The following is a 17,137-nucleotide window of genomic DNA, read 5'->3' as shown; positions in this document are numbered from 1 at the left end:
AGACGGCCCTTCGGGCCTTCTCAGGATGAGGTTTCCGTGTTGAAAGTCAGTGCCTTACATAAGAAATCCACATGTCTCACCTCATCCTGAGGAGGCCGCGCCAGCGGCCGTCTCGAAGGATCGGAAACGGCCCCAATTCCTACTTCGCGAACCGCGCTTTCCACGTCGGCAGCGTGTCGCCCTCGGCTGCCTCCGCCTCATACACGCCGCGGGCGATGGCGCGGGCAAGTGTGGCCGCGGCCGCCGCGCCCAGCGCCACGAGGTCGACGGCGGGATTCGTCAGCACGCGCTTGCCGGTCGACAGTGCGAAAACGAGATCGCCGTCGAGCGGCGTGTGCGCCGGCCAGATGGCGCGCGCCATGCCGTCGTGCGCCATAACCGCCAGCCGCTTGGCTTCCGACTTGGTCAGCATCGCGTCGGTGGCGACGATCGCGATCGTGGTGTTGGCGCCCGGCTTCAGCGTATCGAGCTTGGTGTGCACGGCGGTGGCATCGGCGGGCAGGGGGTGCGGCAGGCCGAGTCCGCCGAACTCGCCGTCGAGTTCGAACGGCGCGGCCCAGAAATGCGGTCCATTGCCGATGGTGACCCGTCCGAGCGCGTTGACGGCGACGAGTGCGCCGACTGTGGCGCCCGCCATAGTGCCGGTTTCGATCTCGCACGAGGCCGATCCCAGACCGCCTTTCAGGTTGGCCGTGGTGGCGCCGGTGCCCGCGCCCACGGTGCCGAGCGCGAAGAGGCGGGCGACGTCCTCGCAGGCCGCCCGGCCCAGGTCGCGATAGGGCGTTGCCCGGCCCCAGTCCTTGTCGCCGCCGTTGAGCAGATCAAACAGGATCGCGGCGGGCACAATGGGAACGTTGACCGGTCCGACCTGGTAGCCGCGGCCCATTTCGGCGAGCCGTGACTGGACGCCAGCCGCCGCGTCCAGCCCGTAGGCGGACCCGCCGGAAAACACCAGGGCGTCGATGTGCTCCACCGTCTGGTCGGGTTCCAGCAACGCGATCTCGCGGGTGCCGGGCGCGCCGCCGTGAATGGCGACGGAGGCGACCGCGGGCGCGTCGGGCAGCAGCACTGTGGCGCCCGACTTCAAGGCGTGATCCGCCGCATTGCCGACCATCAGGCCGGGTACGTCGGTGATCAGGTTGGTGGGACCGGCCTTCACGAGCGGGAGACCTTCACAGACGTGGGGCCTTTGTCTGCGGGTGGCGCCTGGAAGACACCCGGCGCGCGCTGGCCGGCGCGAAACTCCTGCGGCGGCATGCCGGTGTGGCGGCGGAAGAAGCGCGAGAAATGCGACGGATCCGCGAACTTGAGATCGTAGGCGATCTCCGATGCCGCGCGGTCGGTGAACATCAACTGTCGCTTTGCCTCGGTGATCAGCCGCTGGCGAATCAGGTGGCTGACTGTGACGCCGGTGACCCGTTTGCAGTGTTCGTTCAACCGGTCGGAGGTCATGTTGAGCGCGTCGGCGTAGTCACCGATCTTGCGGGTGACCCGGAAGCGGTCCTCGATCATTTCGCGCAAGTTTGCAATGGTCTGGTCCAGGCCCGACAGGGTCACCTCGGCGTAGCGCTGGCGCGAAGCGCGGGCGCGGCTGATCTCGATGATCAGCAGGGCGAGATGCGCGCGCAGCGCGATCTGATGGCCGTCGCGCGCCAATGTGAGTTCCTCATGCAGCCCGCGCATGTCGGCATGGATCCGCTCAAAGGTTTCGCCCGGCTCCAAAGGCAGCAACGGTTCGCAAAACAGGGTCTCCAGCCGGGAGCGCACCGAGCCGGCGGCATCGCGCAGGCCCCGGACCACGTCGTCGGTGAAGGTGGCGACGTATCCTTTCACATCCTCGTCGAACGTGAAGCCGTGCACCATCGTGGCGGGCACCGGAATCACCAGCGGGCCGTGGAAGGGGAACTCGTCACCTTCGAACCGCGCGATCCCGCAACCGGATGCGATCACCAAAATCTGGTGCAGGTAGCGGTGGTTGTGCGGGGCGATGGTCCAGGCATGGCGGATGGAGCGCGCCGCGATGGTTTCCACATGAATGAAGTCGAAGGCGGCCTCAAGGGGGGCTTCGCCGAACAGGTGAAACTGCGGGATCGCTTGGCTCTGGATCATAGGTGAATTTAGGCGCTGAGCCTCGCTCAGGGCAAGGACCGTCTTGCGTAATGGCGCTCCGCGTTCAGAGCCCGCGGAACGTCCGTTCCAGATAGACGAGCGCTTCCGGTGTCGCGCCGCTGTGGATCGCGAGCACCTCGCCGAAGACAACCGAATGGGTTGCCACGGTCCGGATTTCGGTGACCCGGCAATCGAGTGCGCCGTGGGCGGAATGCAGCACCGGCGATCCAGTGGCCAGATCCATCCATGAGGCCTGGGCGAAACGGTCGTCCTGGTCGAGTCCCGTGCGGCCCGCGAAGGCTTCCGCAAGCGCGACGCTGGGCGCGCCCGCCGCCAGCGTGTTGATGCAGAAAACGCCGTTTTGCTTGAGCTTCGGGGTGAACGTGCTTGCGCGATTGAGGCAGAAGAGGATGGTTGCCGGCGCGTCGCTGACGGGTGTCATCGCGGTCACCGTCACGCCGGCGCGTCCGGCCGGACCATCGGTCGTGACGACGTGGACGGCGGCGGCGATGCGGCTCATGGCATTGCGAAAAGCCTCCGCGTCGGCGGGCGCGATTTGCGCCGCCTCGGCCTGATCGTCGCTCATGTGCTTGATGTCCGTCTCTCTTGACCCTTACAGCGCCGGCGGGTGTTGCCGGCTTCGGCCCGTCGGCGTTCGGTGCCGCTGAAGCGGCCGCGGTTTTGCCGGTGGTACCCGTTCCCGGCGGCAATCACAAGTCCGTGGCCGTCCCGATCGTCGCCTCGTGCGCGGAGCGAGGGCGGGCACTGGGCATGAGCGCGCCTGTCTTTTCGTCAACGCCCGTGGACACCCCCGCTCGCCGTGCGAGAGGCACGTGACAGCGAATATCCACAACCGGCGGAATGCAACTTTCTTCCGCTTTTCATCGGTTTGCGGAAACAATATCTTTTCATCGGCGAGGTCGTATGATGGAATTGTCTCGCTCGATGCTCCTTGCTAGTGTTCGATCAGTGAATTAGAGCTGTTGGTCAAATCGCCGGCGTCAACGGCGGGAACAACCGTCTATCGGCGCTGGTGGCAGGCTGTATGCTTTCCATCTCTCCTCAAGGTCCGGTTTAGCAAGGGTGTCATGGAGTATTTTTTTCAACAACTGATCAATGGAATAACGCTCGGCTCGATCTACGGGCTGATCGCCATTGGTTATACGATGGTCTATGGCATCATCGGCATGATCAACTTCGCTCACGGCGATATCTTCATGGTTGGCTCGTTCGTGGCGCTGATCCTGATCATCGCGCTGGGGATCACCGCGGCAACGCCGCTGTTCATGCTCATCGTGGCGCTCGGACTGGTGCTGATCGTCGCCATGCTGCTCACATCCGTGTGGGGCTGGACGGTCGAGCGGTTGGCCTATCGTCCGTTGCGCGGATCGTTCCGCCTGGCGCCCTTGATCACCGCCATCGGCATGTCGATCACCTTGCAGAACTTCGTTCAGATCAGCCAGGGCGCGCGCAACAAGCCGCTGCAGCCGCTGCTCGGGGGCGGGTTCAAGTTGACCATCGCCAGCAGCGACCCGGGCGCCTTCGGCGTGCAATTGTCCTACATGCAGATCCTGATTATCGTGACGACGATTTTGTTGATGATCGGCTTCACGCTGCTGATCGCCAAGACGTCGCTCGGCCGAGCCCAGCGCGCCTGCGAGCAGGACCGCAAGATGGCCTCGCTCGTCGGCGTCAACGTGGACCGCACCATCTCGCTGACCTTCGTCATGGGCGCGGCGTTGGCCGCCGTCGCCGGCATGATGTTCCTGCTGTACTACGGCGTGATCGACTTCTTCATCGGCTTCGTTGCCGGAGTGAAGGCCTTTACGGCGGCGGTGCTCGGCGGCATCGGCTCCCTGCCGGGCGCCATGCTCGGCGGATTGCTGATCGGGCTGATCGAGACCTTCTGGTCGGGCTACTTCTCGGTGGAGTACAAGGACGTGGCCGCGTTCTCGATCCTCGTCATCGTGCTGATTTTCCTTCCCGAGGGTCTGCTCGGCAAGCCGGAAGTCGAGAAGGTCTGATAGATGGAAGAAGCAAAAGTACAAGATCGGCTGACGGCATCCGCTATGGATGCCGCTGTCGCGGGCCTCATAACTCTAGCCCTTTTCGTGCTGCTGATCGGCTTGCGAACGAAAATCGACTCAGGCGGTCTGGAACTCGAGTATCGCTGGTTCCATGTGGCCTACGCGGTGATCGGCGTCTTCACCGGGCGCTGCCTGCTCAACCTTCATGTCTGGAAGGCCGAGCAACCGATTTCCTCGCCGGTCGGCCTGTTGGTTCTGGTCATTTCGGTCGGCGCCGCCGCCAGTCTGCTGTTTGGCGCAAACTGGCTGTTCGGCTTCGCTGATGCCGGGATCGTCGCCGAATTCCTCGATGATCCGGGCATCCTCGCGGTTGTTATGGCTGTCGTCATCATCGTGCTGAGCGTGGTCTTCATGAGCGTGCTGACGCGGCTGGTCAGCCGCTCCGAAGCGCGTAACATCGTCGCCTACAAGCCGAAACCCGGCAGCATGGTTGGCGTCTCCAAGGTGCTAAAGATCATCCTTCTGGTGCTGGCCTTCACGGGGCCGTTCCTGCTGATGGCGACGCTGGGAATGAGCGGATCGCGGCAGTACATCGATCTGGGCATCCTGGTGCTCACCTATGTGATGCTCGGCTGGGGGCTAAACATCGTCGTCGGCCTCGCCGGATTGCTCGATCTGGGCTATGTCGCCTTCTACGCCGTGGGCGCCTATTCCTACGCCTTGCTGGCGCAGAATTTCGGCTTCTCCTTCTGGCTGTGCCTGCCGCTTGCGGGCATTCTCGCCGCCTTCTGGGGGATTATCCTGGGTTTCCCCGTGCTGCGTCTGCGCGGTGATTATCTCGCCATCGTGACGCTGGCGTTCGGCGAGATGATCCGGATCATCCTGCTCAACTGGTATGATTTCACCGGCGGCCCCGACGGCCTGTCACAGATCCCGCGCCCGAGCTTCTTCGGTATCGAGTTCACCAGGGGCGAGGGCGGATTTGCCGATGTTTTCGGGCTCGACTACTCGTCGATCCACCGCATCGTGTTCCTGTATTTCCTCATTCTTGCGCTGGCGCTACTGACCAACTTCGTCACCAACAGGCTCCGCCGCCTGCCGGTCGGGCGCGCCTGGGAAGCGCTGCGCGAGGACGAGATCGCCTGCCGCTCGCTGGGCATCAACACAACCAACACCAAGCTTTCGGCTTTCGCCACGGGCGCCATGTTCGGCGGCTTCGCCGGCGCCTTTTTCGCAACCCGGCAGGGCTTCATCTCGCCGGAGAGCTTCACCTTCATCGAAAGCGCGGTGATCCTGGCCATCGTCGTGCTCGGCGGTCTGGGCAGCCAGATCGGCGTGGTCATCGCGGCCATGGTCATGATCGGAGGCTTCGAGTTCTTCCGCGGGCTGGAAGAATACCGCATGCTGGTCTTCGGCATGCTGATGGTCATCATTATGGTCTGGAAGCCGCGCGGTCTGGTGTCGACCCGCATTCCGACAATTGCGTTGCGCAAGCGAAAAGCCATTAGCGGCGATCTCGTGCAGGAGGGCCACGGATGAGCCGTTGGAAAGACGATCCCGTCCTGAGTGTCGAACATCTGACCATGCGCTTCGGCGGCCTGGTCGCCATCAACGACCTGTCATTCGACGTGGGCCGCGGCGACATCACCGCGCTGATCGGGCCCAATGGCGCCGGCAAGACCACCGTCTTCAATTGCGCCACGGGGTTCTACAAGCCCACGGAAGGCCGGCTGACCATGCGTCAGGCCAAGGGCAGCCGGTTTCTGCTCGAGCGGATGGCGGACTTCAAGATCTCGGCCGATGCGAAGGTCGCGCGCACGTTCCAGAACATCCGCCTGTTCGCGGGCATGACGGTACTGGAAAACCTGATGGTGGCGCAGCACAATACACTGATGCTGGCGTCCGGCTTCTCGCTTCTCGGCATCTTCGGCATCAAGAGCTTCCGCAACGCGGAACGCGCGGCGGTGGAGCGCGCCAGATACTGGCTCGAGCAGGTCGATCTCACCGCGCGCGCCGACGATCCGGCCGCCGATCTGCCCTATGGCGCTCAGCGGCGGCTGGAAATCGCCCGCGCCATGTGTTCCGGCCCGGAGCTGCTGTGCCTGGACGAACCCGCGGCGGGCCTCAACCCGCGCGAGAGCCAGCAGCTCAACGAGCTGCTGATGTTCATCCGCAAGGAGCACGGCACGTCGGTGCTGCTGATCGAGCACGACATGTCCGTTGTGATGGAAATTTCCGACCATGTGGTCGTTCTCGACTATGGCGAGAAGATCTCCGACGGCACGCCGGATGAGGTGAAGAGCGATCCGCGCGTGATCGCCGCCTATCTCGGCGTTGCCGACGAAGAGGTCGAGCTGGTCGAGGAGGAAGTGGGCCTATGAGTGAGATTGATGTCGACGCCTCGGTCTCTGTGACAGCCTCCGTGGCCGGCGCTGATAGCAGCCGCGAGCCGCTGCTCAAGGTTCGCGGCGTGCAAACCTACTACGGCAATATCATCGCGCTGAAAGGCGTGGATCTCGATGTGCACGAAGGCGAGATCGTCACGCTGATCGGCGCCAACGGCGCCGGCAAGTCGACGCTTATGATGACCATCTGCGGCGACCCGCGCGCGCGCAGTGGCCAGATCGAATACGCAGGCGTCGATATCACCAACATGCCGACGCATGACATCATGCGCATGTCGATCGCCCAGTCTCCGGAAGGCAGGCGGATCTTCTCGCGCATGACCGTCGTGGAGAACCTCCAGATGGGCGCGTCGATCACCGACATGTCGCATTACGACGAGGACCTGAAGCGGGTGTTCGAGCTGTTCCCGATCCTGCAGAAACGGCAGGGGCAGCGCGGCGGCACGCTTTCTGGCGGCGAACAGCAGATGCTGGCGATCGCGCGTGCGCTGATGAGCCGGCCGCGGTTGCTGCTGCTTGACGAGCCCTCGCTCGGTCTCGCGCCGCTGATCGTCAAGCAGATTTTCGAGATCGTTCGCGAGCTGAACGAGAGCCAGGGGCTGACCGTGTTCCTCGTCGAGCAGAATGCCTATCACGCGCTGAAGCTGGCGCATCGCGGCTACGTGATGGTCAACGGCCTGATCACTCTGAGTGGAACCGGCAAGGAGTTGCTGACCCGCAAAGAGGTTCAGGCGGCTTATCTCGAAGGAGGAGCACACTGATGGGTGTGGTGTATGAAACCTCCCTGGGCGCGTTCATCCTGCTGACCGTGTGCATCGGCGGCGGCGCCGCTTGGATGACCGGACGAGGCGCCGCGCTGACATGGCGGCCTCTGTGGGTCCTGGCCTGGTTCACGCTGTTGCTGTCCTTTGCGCTGCGGTTCCTGCATTTTTCGCTTTTCGAAGGCACCTTGCTGTCGGTGCATTACTGGATTGTCGATCTGGTGGTTCTGTCGGTGATCGCCGTGGCGGGTTGGCGTTACACACGCACCGCGCAGATGGCGACCCAATACCGCTGGCTCTACGAGAAGACCGGCCCGTTCAGCTGGCGTGAGCGCTAGCTCCGGCTCTTTTGCGCCCATGCCGGGATGGCAAAGCATTCGACCGGACCACGTGGTCCGGCCACGAAATTCGGAAGTGGAAAAACATTGCCATTTCCGGGCGTTGGGGGGCAGAATGCCCGCCAAGATCGGCATCTCGCCGGGCACGCTTGTCCGGAGTGATGACAACGGTCGAAACCACAGCGAAAGGGTGTTCCGCAAGACGTCAAGCGGGCGCGGAATGCCTCAGCTGGAAAGACCCGCATCCAGATAGGTTCACAGTCTGCATCACAAACTGGGAGTAGTTTGATGAAAAAGTTTCTTATGGCAGGCGTTGCCATGTCTTTCGGCATGGCCATGTCCTCCGCCGCATGGGCCGACATCGCCATCGCCACCGTCGGTCCGATGACCGGTCAGTACGCGTCCTTCGGCGCGCAGATGAAGGCCGGCGCCGAACAGGCGGTCGCTGACATCAACGCGGCCGGCGGCGTCAATGGCGAACAGCTCGTGCTGGAAGTGGGCGATGACGCTTGCGATCCCAAGCAGGCCGTGGCCGTCGCCAACCAGCTCGTCGGCAAGGGTGTGGTCTTCGTGGCCGGCCATTTCTGCTCGGGCTCCTCGATCCCCGCTTCCGCGGTTTACTCGGAAGAAGGCATCATCCAGATCTCGCCGGCGTCGACGAACCCCAAGTTCACCGACGAGCGTCCCGGACCGGGTACCTTCCGCGTTTGCGGTCGTGATGATCAGCAGGGCCAGGTTGCCGGCGCATTTCTTGCTGAAAACTACGGCGACAAGAACATCGCCATCGTTCACGACAAGACTGCCTACGGCAAGGGTCTCGCCGACGAGACCAAGAAGTACATGAACGAAGCCGGCAAGCAGGAAGCCCTCTACGAAGCCTATACGGCCGGCGAGAAGGACTACACCGCGCTGGTCTCCAAGCTGAAGCAGGAGAACATCGACGTTCTCTACGTCGGCGGCTATCACACGGAAGCCGGCCTGCTGGCGCGTCAGATGCGTGACCAGGGCATGAAGACCGTGCTGGTGTCCGGCGATGCGCTGGTGACCGACGAGTATTGGGCGATCACGGGCGACGCCGGCGAAGGCACGCTCATGACCTTCTCGCCGGATCCGCGCAAGAACCCGGTCGCACAGCCCGTCGTGAAGGCGCTGGAAGCCGCCGGCAAGACCACCGAAGGCTACGCGTTGTACACCTACGCCGCGATCCAGGCATGGGCCAATGCGGCGGGAGCCGCCGGGTCGACCGATTTCGAGCCGGTCGTGGAAGCGCTTAACGCCGGTGACTTCTCGACCGTCCTTGGCGATCTCTCGTTCGACGACAAGGGCGACGTTACCCTGCCGGGTTACGTCTTCTACGAGTGGAAAGACGGCCAGTACGACTATCTGAAGTAAGCTTTCGCCCCTGTGGTGTTTGCATACGGAAACCCCCGGCGCGTTGCGCCGGGGGTTTTTGCGTTCTGGAATGGAGGTTGAGCCGCGTGTTTCCGACACGGGTTCCGTCGGCCCCTTCCTACTGCGTCTGAATGGTCTCCAGATAGGCGATGAAGGCGATGATCTGGTCGGTGTCCCATTCGATTTCGGGCATCGCGTCGTGGCCAGTGACGATGCCTTCCGCCAGCGCCTCTTCCAGATGGCTGACCGGATAGCGCTGCCCGAGGTCGCGGAAGGCAGGGGCCGCCGCCAGCGTGCTTGCGTCTTCCGTGCCGGTCGCGTGGCAGGCGCCGCAGTTCTCCACCGCGAGCTGCCGGCCGAGCTCGATTTCGTCGGGCATTGCCGCCTGCGCTCCATGAGCGGACCACAGCAGGCCGCTTGTCAATGCAACTGCCGTCCAGATTCGTGCGCGCATTCCTGCGTCTCCCAATTTCTCACAAGAATTCAAGCCGACTCGACCCAACGGTCGCCGTTTGGAAGTATACGCCTGATATCCCGCGCCGTTGGTGATCTGGATCAGGCGTCGAGAAAATCCTTCAGCGCGGCATTGAAGAGCTCCGTCTGCTCGATGTTCGACAAATGCGCCGCCTTGGGGAGCACGACGAGTTTGGCGCCCTTGATCACGCCTGCGATGCGTTCGGCGTGATCGGGCGGTGTCGAGGGATCGTCCGCCCCCGCGATCACCATCACGGGCAGGGAAATCGTCCTGATGCTGTCGCTCTGGTCCATCTCGGCGATGGCCTCGCAGCAGGCCGCGTAACCTTCGCCCGGCGTTGCGTCGATCATCGCGGCGACCTTGGCGACGCGCTCCGGCGCGGTCTTCTGGAATTCCGGTGTGAACCAGCGGTCGACGATCTGTTGCCCGATCGAGGCGACGCCGTCGGCGCGCACCTTGGCGGCGCGATCCGCCCACATCTGCTTGGTCGGCATGTGCGCGGAGGTGTTGGAGTAGACCATCTTGCGGAAGCGTTGCGGCGCGTTGGTGCCGAGCCACATGCCCACCATGCCGCCCTTCGACAAGCCGCAATAGTCAACCGTGTCGAGGCCCAGCGCGTCGAGCAGCGCCAGCACGTCGCGGCCCAGAATCTCGATGGAGTAAGGGCCCTTGGGCGCATCGGATTGACCATGGCCGCGGCTGTCATAGCGCAGGATGCGATGGTCGGCGGAGAAGGCCAGCATCTGGTCGTCCCACATATGCAGGTCGGTGGCGAGAGAGTTGGAAAACAGCAGCACCGGCTTGTCCGCCGCGCCTTCGAACTCGTAGTGGATCCTGGTTCCGTCGTCCATTGTGATCGTCGGCATGCGTTTCCCCTCAGGCCTTCTTTGTGAACGCCGCCCATGCGGCCAGCGCCCGGTCGATGAATGTTGCGGATGAGCCGACGTAGCCCATCGGCTCGAACAGGGCCTCCAGGGCGGCGGAGTCGAGGCGCGCCGCGACGGTCTCGTCTTCGCCCAGCACGTCCCTGAGGTGGCGCTTTTCGGCGATCGCCGTCTTGCACGCCGCCTCCACCACGTGATGCGCTTCCATGCGGCCGATATCAGGCGCGAGCTTCATCATGGCGGCCTCCGCGAACACCAGTCCGCCGGTGATCTCGAGGTTGGCGCGCATCCGCTCCGCGTCGACCTCAAGGCCTGCGAGTGCCGAGGCCAGCGGGGCGATGGAGGCGGCGGTGAGCACGAAGAGTTCCGGGACGAGGCCCCATTCCGCTTGCCAGCCGCCCACGGCGCGTTCGTGCTGCTGGTCCATGGTCGTGAACATGGCGGCCGCGCGCGCCTGCGCCTGCAGCGCCGCGCCGCGGGCCGTTGCCGCTCCCACCGGGTTGCGTTTGTGCGGCATGGTCGAGGAGCCGCCCTTGCCTGGGGCGGCGGGCTCGAAGACCTCGCCGACCTCCGTCTGCATCATGAGAACAATGTCGCCGGCGATCTTGTTCATCAGCCCGGCGGTGATACCGAGTGCGGACGTGATCTCCACCAGCCGGTCGCGCAACGTGAACCAGGGCGTTGCCGGGGCGTGCAGGTCGAGATCCGACGCCAGCCGGTCGCGGACCCGGGCGCCGTCCTCGCCGAGCGAGGCGAGGGTGCCCACCGCGCCGCCGAATTGCAGCGCCAGGGTCTCCTTGCGCAGCCGCGCCAGCCGTGTGATCGCGTTGTGCGCGGCTTCCAGCCATCCGGCGGCCTTCAGGCCGAAGGGCATCGGCAGACCGTGCTGCATGAACGAGCGGCCCACCATCGGCGTGGCGCGGTGCGCGTCCGCAAGCATGGCGCAGGCATCGGCGAGGGCCGTGAGATCGTCTTCCAGAAGGCTCAGGCCTTCGCGGATCTGCAGCATCAGGCCGGTGTCGATGACGTCCTGGCTGGTGGCGCCCCAGTGCACGTAGCGCTTGGCGTCCCCGTCGACCCGCTCGGTCAACGCCTTGACCAGGGGGATCGCCAGATTGCCGCCGAGCACGGCCTTGCGGCCGATGTCCGCCATGTCGTAGAGGCTTGCGTCCGCCTGTGCCGCGATTGCCGGAGCGGCGTCCGCCGGGATCACGCTGAGCGCGCTCTGGGCCCGCGCAAGGCCGGCTTCGAAGTCGAGCATGCCTTGCAGGCGCGCACGGTCGCCGAAAACCGCCTTCATGGCGGCGGTCCCGGCCAGTTCCCCGAGCAATTCGGAATCGATCGCGCTGACGCCGCTCAAATCGTCCACTCCCGCATGGCCGTCGTTGTGACAGTGATATGAATCCAGAAAGACCGCTTCTCATTAGCCGCCGGCGCACCTCGGGTCCAGCCCCGGACAGCGGTTGCGGGGCTGCGCGCGATGCCCGTTCAAGGGATTGTTCGCAAGGCGAGACAAGTGCCGGGCAACTTTCCTATAGTCGGACAAATCGCCAGACCACGAAGCGGAAACGGAAACCTTCATGAGCAATCAGACGCCTCGACAGACGGACGAACGATCCGACACGGGCCTGCCGGCCACGATCGATGACACCCTGGCGCTGCTCGGATCGGCGGGCTACATCGGCGACCGGTCGCTGGCGACGGTGCTCTATCTCGCGCTGAAGATGAAGCGGCCTTTGTTTCTCGAAGGAGAAGCGGGCGTCGGCAAGACGGAGATCGCCAAGGTCCTGTCGCAGACGCTGGGCCGCGATCTCATTCGCCTGCAGTGCTACGAAGGGCTGGACGTGTCCACCGCGGTCTACGAGTGGAACTATGCCGCGCAGATGGTGGAGATCCGCGTCGCGGAAGCCGCCGGCGAGACGGATCGCGAGCTACTCGGCAATGATATTTTCTCGGAACGCTTCCTGATCGAGCGGCCCGTGCTGAAGGCGATGCGGCCGCATATCGGCGGCGCGCCGGTGTTCTTGATCGACGAGCTTGACCGGGCCGATGAAGCCTTCGAGGCGTTCCTGCTCGAGGTGCTGTCGGACAGCCAGGTGACGATCCCGGAAATCGGCACCATCGAGGCGCCCGAGCCGCCGATCGTCATCATCACCACCAATCGCACCCGCGAGATCCACGACGCGCTGAAGCGCCGCTGTCTCTACCATTGGGTCGACTATCCCGATGCCGAGCGCGAGCTGAAGATCGTCCACACCAAGGTTCCGGGCGTCGGCCAGCGGCTGTCGGCGGAGGTGGTCGCCTTCGTGCAGAAGCTGCGTCACGAGCACGAGCTGTTCAAGCAGCCGGGCGTGGCGGAGACCATCGACTGGGCCACCGCGCTCACCGAACTCGACCAGTTGGCGCTTGACCCGCAGGTGGTCTCCGACACGCTGGGCGCGCTGTTGAAATACCAGGATGACATCGAGCGCATCCAGGGGTCCGCCGCCAGACAGATGGTCGACGAGATCCGCAAGGAAATGACGGGCGCATGAGTGAGATGGACGCATGAGTGAGACCGGCGTCAGCGAAGCGGCACCGGGCGGCCGGCTCGCCGATAACATCGTGCATTTTGCGCGCACCCTGCGCGCCGCCGGTCTGCCGGTGGGACCGGCCGCGGTGGTCGACGCCATCCGCGCGGTGGAAGCGGCGGGTCTTTCCGACCGGGAAGATTTCTATTGGACGCTGCATTCGATCTTCGTGAAGAAGCGCGAGCACCGCGCGGTCTTCGACGAGGCTTTCCGCATCTTCTGGCGGTCGCGGGGACTGGTGGAGAAGATGCTGGCGCTGCTCTCGCCCGTTGCCCCCACGCGCGCCGCGCCCGAAAAGCCCAAGGCGGGCCAGGCGCGCGTCGCCCAGGCGCTGAACGAGGGGCACGGGCGCCAGGCGGAGCAGGAGAAGGAGCGTATCGAGGTTGACGCCACCTTCACCGTCTCCGGCAAGGAAGTGCTTCAGAAGAAGGATTTCGCGCAGATGACGGCGTTGGAGATCGAGGAGGCCAAGGCGGCGTTGCGCCGTCTGGTCCTGCCGGTCGACAAGATCCGCCAGCGCCGGCTGGTGGCCTCCGCGCGTGGCCGCAGGCTCGATGCACGCCGTACCATGCGCGCCTCGATGCGCGCGGGTGGTGACATCATCGCGCTCAAATTCCGCAAGCCCGCCTTGGTGCATCCGCCCATTGTGGCGCTGTGCGATATTTCCGGCTCCATGAGCCAGTATTCGCGTCTGTTTCTGCATTTCCTGCACGCGCTGACGGAAAGCCGGCGCAACGTGCACACGTTCCTGTTCGGCACGCGGCTGACCAACGTCACCCGCCAGTTGACCATGAAGGATCCTGACGAGGCGCTGGACGCCTGCAACGAGAGCGTGGAGGACTGGTCCGGCGGCACGCGCATCGCCACCGCCTTGCATGAATTCAACCGCAAATGGTCGCGCCGCGTCATGCACGGCGGCCCCATTGTGCTGCTGATCACCGACGGTCTGGAACGCGACACGGAAGAGGAACTGGGCCCCGAGATGGACCGGCTGCATCGATCGTGCCGCCGGCTGATCTGGCTCAATCCGCTGCTGCGCTACGACGGCTTTCAGGCCAAGGCGCGGGGTATCCGCGCCATGCTGCCGCATGTCGACGAGTTCCGCTCGGTGCATTCGCTGGATGCGGTGGAGGACCTGTGCAAGGTGCTGGCCGGTGACAAGACGGACGCCATCACCGATCCGCGCGACTGGATGCGCGCCGGATAGGATGGTCCCGTTTCGGTCAGGTTTCCATGTCCAGTCCCGCGCCATGGCGCAGGATGTCTTCGACAATTGGCATATAGCTGTGTCCTGCATCTGGATGCAGGACCAGGCCAGGCCGCAAGGTCATTGGCGAGCGTGATCCCCTGATGCCGCGTACCAGAATGCGCGAGGCGCTCATGCCGGGCCGCGGGAACAACGGGTACACGATAATCCCTCCGAAGCGGCCGCGCATCGCGGCGAGTACGTCGTCGAGCCCGGCGGCATGAAAAATAAGGGTCAGGCTGCCGTCGGGGACCAGCAAGTCGGACGCGGTGCGCAGCCAGGGTTCCAGGCCGCCGTCCGCCAGAATGTGCGCTCCGGCGCGGTCCGCGTGCGGCGAGGCGTGGTGATGTGCGCTGGCGTAGAATGGCGGGTTGATGATGACGTGGTCGGCAGTGTCGGACGCGAGACCTTGCGCCTTGCGGTCTCGGGCCGCGGCGATCACATCGGCCTGGATGACCCGCACCCGGGGGAGAAGGCGGCATTCGCGGAAAGCGCCAGGTTTTCTTGCGCGAGGCCCGCCGCCAGCGGATCGCGTTCCACGAGCGTCACCGTGATATCGGGGAGGCGGGCTGAGGCGCACAGGCCCGCGACGCCTACGCCGGAGCCCAGATCATAGACCCGGCCCAGCGTATCCTGAGGGAGGCTCGCCGCGAGGAACACCGCGTCCAGTCCGGAGCGATGCCGCCGTGTGCGCGGCTGGAGGACTTCCACCGCGCCGCCGAGAAACAGATCGCGGGTGACATCCGCCCGCGCGCCGGAGGCGTCTGCCTGCATGACTGTCACTGACCGGGGCTTGGGGGCGGGACCAGTTCGTGGCCCAGACCGGCGTCGTTCAGGATGACCCGGGCATGGGCCGCCTTGTCCTCGTCCACCAGCAGCCTGCGCGGCAGCGCGCCGATTGAGCCTTCCAGGATGCTCATGTTCTGATCCAGCACGACATGCTTGATACTTGCGTCGCCGAGCAGCGCTTCGACAAATGATATCAGCACGATATCGTTGGTTCTCAGAATTTCCTGCATCCGATCCCGTTCCCGCATAGGGTCTTCGGCACTTTTATGGATTGCGATGATCGACAATCACCTGCATCCATTCGGCCGGTGAGACACCCTATACGGAAGAATACGCGGAACCGAGAAAAATATGCCGGTGCGCCATCGGCAATACCATTGGCAATTCGTTCGTGTGTGTCCACATGCTCTGCAGCCGCGTGGGCGCGCCCGCGGCTGATGCCGCCAGTCGCACGGCATCCTTGTTGGGCGAACAGGCGGGGCGGCGTCCCCGGCAATCCCGCCGTGGCGAATTGAACCATGGATCGGCTTGCCCGGTCATGGTAGGGACCCTATTGTCGCCACGAGCGCGGTAAAGCGGAGAATATGAGAGTGGGCGTCGTCGTTTCGTTCGAAGAAAAGAAGCAGGAAACCGGAGTTGCCGGTCTCGTGGCGCTGGTTGCCAGCGACATGAAGCTGGTCAACCAGTTGATCCTGTCGAAGGCCGGCTCCGATGTGGAGATGATTCCAGAGGTCGCGAACCACCTGATCTCCTCGGGCGGCAAGCGCCTGCGGCCGATGCTGACGCTCGCCACCGCGCGGATGTTCGGCTATGGCGACAGCGGCCACGTGCGGCTGGCGGCGGCGGTGGAGTTCATGCACACCGCGACTCTGCTGCATGACGATGTTGTCGATGAGAGCGACCTGCGGCGCGGCAAATTGGCCGCGCGCAAGCTCTGGGGCAATCAGGCCAGCGTATTGGTCGGTGATTTTCTTCTCGGTCAGGCCTTCAAGATGATGGTGGAAGTCGGCTCGATGGAGGCGTTGTCCGTGCTCGCGGATGCGGCCGCGGTCATTGCGGAAGGCGAGGTCCTGCAACTGGGCGCGGCCAAGAACACCGAGACGACCGAGGATGAGTATCTGGCGGTGATCAAGGCCAAGACGGCGGCGCTTTTTTCCGCCGCCGCCGAAGTCGGACCGATTATCGCGGGCGCCAGCGTCGCTGAGCGCGCGGCGTGCCGGTCCTACGGCATGAACCTGGGATACGCCTTCCAGCTCGTCGACGATGCCCTGGATTATGGCGGCAAGAGCGCGGATCTCGGCAAGGAAGTAGGCGACGATTTCCGTGAAGGCAAGATCACGCTGCCGGTGGTGCTGTCCTACCGCCGCGGCTCCGACGAAGACCGCGCCTTCTGGAAGCGCTGCCTCGAGCAGGGCGATATTCAGGACGGGGATCTGGAGCGGTCGATCGAATTGATCCGTGAGCATCGCGCATTGGAAGACACGGTGGAGCGTGCGCGCCACTATGGCGCGGTCGCGCGCGACGCGCTGGCGCCTCTGGCAAAATCTCCCCACAAGCAGGCACTGCTCGACGTGGTCGATTTCTGCATCGAACGCGTTCACTGAAGGCGGCTGCCCGCTGACCGGAATTCAAGCGCCGCCCGGTTCCGCCGGGCGGCGTTTTTTTGTTGATACTGGGAGACATGCCGCCTAGCTTTTTTGAATTGAGCGTAGATGGAAAGGCGTTGGACAATGATTTTGAAGGTCGCGCTTGCTGCTTTTTCTTTGTTCCTGTGCAGCTCGGCAACGTCACTTGCGGCGGATATCAAGTATCGAGGGTGGGTGACGCTCAAGGTTGGTGAATCGATCGTCTTGAAAGGCGTGCGCAACGCGGATTGCGACAATACGGTTCCCAGCTGGGACCATGTCCGCCGCGGTCTGCCGCGATCCAAGCTCGGGGTATTTTCCGATGGTGGCGCGGGGACCGTTCAGAGCAAATCGTGCGGCAACAAGCGCGTGGGCGCGCGGGGAGTCCGGTTCAAGGCCCGGAAGACCGGCACAGAGCAGCTTTCAATTTTTTCCGATGGCGTTCGGGTGACGGTGAAATAGGGCCTCGGGCCCGATTACACAAACCGGCTCTCGTTGACTGCGGCGCCGGGAACA

19 protein-coding genes are annotated in these 17,137 nt (G+C 64.2%); 10 read left to right on the top strand and 9 right to left on the bottom strand.

All coding sequences use genetic code 11. The features are described 5' to 3' along the window. Nucleotides 1-139: 139 nt before the first annotated feature. The 3 genes from D1F64_RS15360 to D1F64_RS15350 all read right to left on the bottom strand — a co-directional run bounded on the left by D1F64_RS15360 (nucleotide 140) and on the right by D1F64_RS15350 (nucleotide 2,695). Complete coding sequence (locus D1F64_RS15360; RefSeq protein ID WP_117413134.1) at nucleotides 140-1,159, bottom strand: P1 family peptidase; 1,020 nt, start codon at nucleotides 1,157-1,159, stop codon at nucleotides 140-142. Continuing rightward, on the bottom strand, nucleotides 1,156-2,109 hold the full coding sequence (locus D1F64_RS15355; protein WP_117413133.1) for a helix-turn-helix domain-containing protein: 954 nt from the start codon (nucleotides 2,107-2,109) through the stop codon (nucleotides 1,156-1,158). The genes D1F64_RS15360 and D1F64_RS15355 overlap by 4 nt, the downstream gene beginning before the upstream one ends. A 64-nt stretch (nucleotides 2,110-2,173) precedes the next feature. Continuing rightward, nucleotides 2,174-2,695 (bottom strand): flavin reductase family protein, encoded by a 522-nt coding sequence (locus tag D1F64_RS15350; protein ID WP_117413132.1) that lies wholly within the window; start codon nucleotides 2,693-2,695, stop codon nucleotides 2,174-2,176. A gap of 502 nt (nucleotides 2,696-3,197) precedes the next feature. Here D1F64_RS15350 and D1F64_RS15345 point away from each other — a divergent pair. The 6 genes from D1F64_RS15345 to D1F64_RS15320 all read left to right on the top strand — a co-directional run bounded on the left by D1F64_RS15345 (nucleotide 3,198) and on the right by D1F64_RS15320 (nucleotide 9,032). Continuing rightward, nucleotides 3,198-4,133 (top strand): branched-chain amino acid ABC transporter permease LivH, encoded by a 936-nt coding sequence (locus tag D1F64_RS15345; protein ID WP_117413131.1) that lies wholly within the window; start codon nucleotides 3,198-3,200, stop codon nucleotides 4,131-4,133. A 3-nt stretch (nucleotides 4,134-4,136) separates the two neighbouring features. Next, nucleotides 4,137-5,675 carry a high-affinity branched-chain amino acid ABC transporter permease LivM gene (gene livM, locus D1F64_RS15340; RefSeq protein ID WP_117413130.1) on the top strand — a complete coding sequence of 513 codons (1,539 nt, stop codon included), beginning with the start codon at nucleotides 4,137-4,139 and terminating at the stop codon, nucleotides 5,673-5,675. Further along, nucleotides 5,672-6,517, top strand: coding sequence for an ABC transporter ATP-binding protein (locus D1F64_RS15335; RefSeq protein ID WP_117413129.1), 846 nt, complete (start codon nucleotides 5,672-5,674; stop codon nucleotides 6,515-6,517). Before livM ends, D1F64_RS15335 begins: the two co-directional genes overlap by 4 nt. Next, nucleotides 6,514-7,302: an ABC transporter ATP-binding protein gene (locus D1F64_RS15330; RefSeq protein WP_117413128.1), complete on the top strand. Its 789-nt coding sequence runs from the start codon at nucleotides 6,514-6,516 to the stop codon at nucleotides 7,300-7,302. Before D1F64_RS15335 ends, D1F64_RS15330 begins: the two co-directional genes overlap by 4 nt. Further along, a complete protein-coding gene (locus D1F64_RS15325; protein WP_346432246.1) occupies nucleotides 7,302-7,640 on the top strand; it encodes a DUF6867 family protein in 339 nt (112 codons plus the stop codon). The genes D1F64_RS15330 and D1F64_RS15325 overlap by 1 nt, the downstream gene beginning before the upstream one ends. A 288-nt stretch (nucleotides 7,641-7,928) precedes the next feature. Next, entirely contained in the window at nucleotides 7,929-9,032 is a 1,104-nt protein-coding gene (locus tag D1F64_RS15320; protein ID WP_117413126.1) for a branched-chain amino acid ABC transporter substrate-binding protein, read from the top strand. A gap of 118 nt (nucleotides 9,033-9,150) precedes the next feature. Here D1F64_RS15320 and D1F64_RS15315 read toward each other — a convergent pair whose 3' ends face one another. The 3 genes from D1F64_RS15315 to pcaB all read right to left on the bottom strand — a co-directional run bounded on the left by D1F64_RS15315 (nucleotide 9,151) and on the right by pcaB (nucleotide 11,691). Continuing rightward, nucleotides 9,151-9,411: a c-type cytochrome gene (locus D1F64_RS15315; protein WP_205470492.1), complete on the bottom strand. Its 261-nt coding sequence runs from the start codon at nucleotides 9,409-9,411 to the stop codon at nucleotides 9,151-9,153. Between the two features lie 176 nt (nucleotides 9,412-9,587). Further along, nucleotides 9,588-10,373: a 3-oxoadipate enol-lactonase gene (pcaD, locus tag D1F64_RS15310; protein WP_117413124.1), complete on the bottom strand. Its 786-nt coding sequence runs from the start codon at nucleotides 10,371-10,373 to the stop codon at nucleotides 9,588-9,590. A gap of 10 nt (nucleotides 10,374-10,383) precedes the next feature. Then, complete coding sequence (pcaB, locus tag D1F64_RS15305) at nucleotides 10,384-11,691, bottom strand: 3-carboxy-cis,cis-muconate cycloisomerase (RefSeq protein WP_248304784.1); 1,308 nt, start codon at nucleotides 11,689-11,691, stop codon at nucleotides 10,384-10,386. Nucleotides 11,692-11,971: 280 nt separating this feature from the next. Here pcaB and D1F64_RS15300 point away from each other — a divergent pair, with 280 nt between their 5' ends. Next, complete coding sequence (locus D1F64_RS15300) at nucleotides 11,972-12,925, top strand: MoxR family ATPase (protein ID WP_117413123.1); 954 nt, start codon at nucleotides 11,972-11,974, stop codon at nucleotides 12,923-12,925. 13 nt (nucleotides 12,926-12,938) lie between these two features. Continuing rightward, nucleotides 12,939-14,168, top strand: a complete 1,230-nt coding sequence (locus D1F64_RS15295) for a VWA domain-containing protein (RefSeq protein WP_117413122.1) — start codon at nucleotides 12,939-12,941, stop codon at nucleotides 14,166-14,168. Between the two features lie 16 nt (nucleotides 14,169-14,184). Here the strand turns inward: D1F64_RS15295 and D1F64_RS15290 are convergent, their stop codons facing one another. From D1F64_RS15290 to D1F64_RS15280, 3 genes are read right to left on the bottom strand one after another with little or no spacing between them, the layout of a single operon-like run. Beyond that, the gene (locus D1F64_RS15290; RefSeq protein WP_162901593.1) at nucleotides 14,185-14,649 is read right to left on the bottom strand and encodes a hypothetical protein; all 465 of its coding nucleotides are present in this window, start codon (nucleotides 14,647-14,649) and stop codon (nucleotides 14,185-14,187) included. Next, nucleotides 14,646-14,981 carry a methyltransferase gene (locus tag D1F64_RS15285; protein WP_117413120.1) on the bottom strand — a complete coding sequence of 112 codons (336 nt, stop codon included), beginning with the start codon at nucleotides 14,979-14,981 and terminating at the stop codon, nucleotides 14,646-14,648. Before D1F64_RS15285 ends, D1F64_RS15290 begins: the two co-directional genes overlap by 4 nt. A gap of 5 nt (nucleotides 14,982-14,986) precedes the next feature. Next, a complete protein-coding gene (locus D1F64_RS15280; RefSeq protein WP_117413119.1) occupies nucleotides 14,987-15,226 on the bottom strand; it encodes a DUF2007 domain-containing protein in 240 nt (79 codons plus the stop codon). A gap of 360 nt (nucleotides 15,227-15,586) precedes the next feature. Between D1F64_RS15280 and D1F64_RS15275 the strand changes: the two genes are divergently transcribed. Both D1F64_RS15275 and D1F64_RS15270 read left to right on the top strand, forming a co-directional pair. Next, entirely contained in the window at nucleotides 15,587-16,600 is a 1,014-nt protein-coding gene (locus D1F64_RS15275; protein WP_117413118.1) for a polyprenyl synthetase family protein, read from the top strand. A gap of 126 nt (nucleotides 16,601-16,726) precedes the next feature. Continuing rightward, nucleotides 16,727-17,083: a hypothetical protein gene (locus D1F64_RS15270; RefSeq protein ID WP_162901592.1), complete on the top strand. Its 357-nt coding sequence runs from the start codon at nucleotides 16,727-16,729 to the stop codon at nucleotides 17,081-17,083. Nucleotides 17,084-17,137: the final 54 nt, after the last annotated feature.

The sequence above is a fragment of the Breoghania sp. L-A4 genome, from assembly GCF_003432385.1.
Classification (GTDB): domain Bacteria; phylum Pseudomonadota; class Alphaproteobacteria; order Rhizobiales; family Stappiaceae; genus Breoghania.
The sequence above is the reverse complement of the archived record's forward strand: the minus strand, read 5'-3'. Positions and strand labels throughout refer to the sequence as shown.

Excerpts from the sequence above, each read along its gene's own strand:
- D1F64_RS15355 (WP_117413133.1), bottom strand. The coding sequence starts at position 2,109 with ATGATCCAGAGCCAAGCGATCCCGCAGTTTCACCTGTTCGGCGAAGCC.
- D1F64_RS15350 (WP_117413132.1), bottom strand. The coding sequence starts at position 2,695 with ATGAGCGACGATCAGGCCGAGGCGGCGCAAATCGCGCCCGCCGACGCG.
- D1F64_RS15345 (WP_117413131.1), top strand. The coding sequence starts at position 3,198 with ATGGAGTATTTTTTTCAACAACTGATCAATGGAATAACGCTCGGCTCG.
- livM (WP_117413130.1), top strand. The coding sequence starts at position 4,137 with ATGGAAGAAGCAAAAGTACAAGATCGGCTGACGGCATCCGCTATGGAT.
- D1F64_RS15335 (WP_117413129.1), top strand. The coding sequence starts at position 5,672 with ATGAGCCGTTGGAAAGACGATCCCGTCCTGAGTGTCGAACATCTGACC.
- D1F64_RS15330 (WP_117413128.1), top strand. The coding sequence starts at position 6,514 with ATGAGTGAGATTGATGTCGACGCCTCGGTCTCTGTGACAGCCTCCGTG.
- D1F64_RS15325 (WP_346432246.1), top strand. The coding sequence starts at position 7,302 with ATGGGTGTGGTGTATGAAACCTCCCTGGGCGCGTTCATCCTGCTGACC.
- D1F64_RS15320 (WP_117413126.1), top strand. The coding sequence starts at position 7,929 with ATGAAAAAGTTTCTTATGGCAGGCGTTGCCATGTCTTTCGGCATGGCC.
- D1F64_RS15315 (WP_205470492.1), bottom strand. The coding sequence starts at position 9,411 with ATGCCCGACGAAATCGAGCTCGGCCGGCAGCTCGCGGTGGAGAACTGC.
- pcaD (WP_117413124.1), bottom strand. The coding sequence starts at position 10,373 with ATGCCGACGATCACAATGGACGACGGAACCAGGATCCACTACGAGTTC.
- pcaB (WP_248304784.1), bottom strand. The coding sequence starts at position 11,691 with ATGAAGGCGGTTTTCGGCGACCGTGCGCGCCTGCAAGGCATGCTCGAC.
- D1F64_RS15300 (WP_117413123.1), top strand. The coding sequence starts at position 11,972 with ATGAGCAATCAGACGCCTCGACAGACGGACGAACGATCCGACACGGGC.
- D1F64_RS15295 (WP_117413122.1), top strand. The coding sequence starts at position 12,939 with ATGAGTGAGACCGGCGTCAGCGAAGCGGCACCGGGCGGCCGGCTCGCC.
- D1F64_RS15285 (WP_117413120.1), bottom strand. The coding sequence starts at position 14,981 with ATGCAGGCAGACGCCTCCGGCGCGCGGGCGGATGTCACCCGCGATCTG.
- D1F64_RS15280 (WP_117413119.1), bottom strand. The coding sequence starts at position 15,226 with ATGCAGGAAATTCTGAGAACCAACGATATCGTGCTGATATCATTTGTC.
- D1F64_RS15270 (WP_162901592.1), top strand. The coding sequence starts at position 16,727 with ATGATTTTGAAGGTCGCGCTTGCTGCTTTTTCTTTGTTCCTGTGCAGC.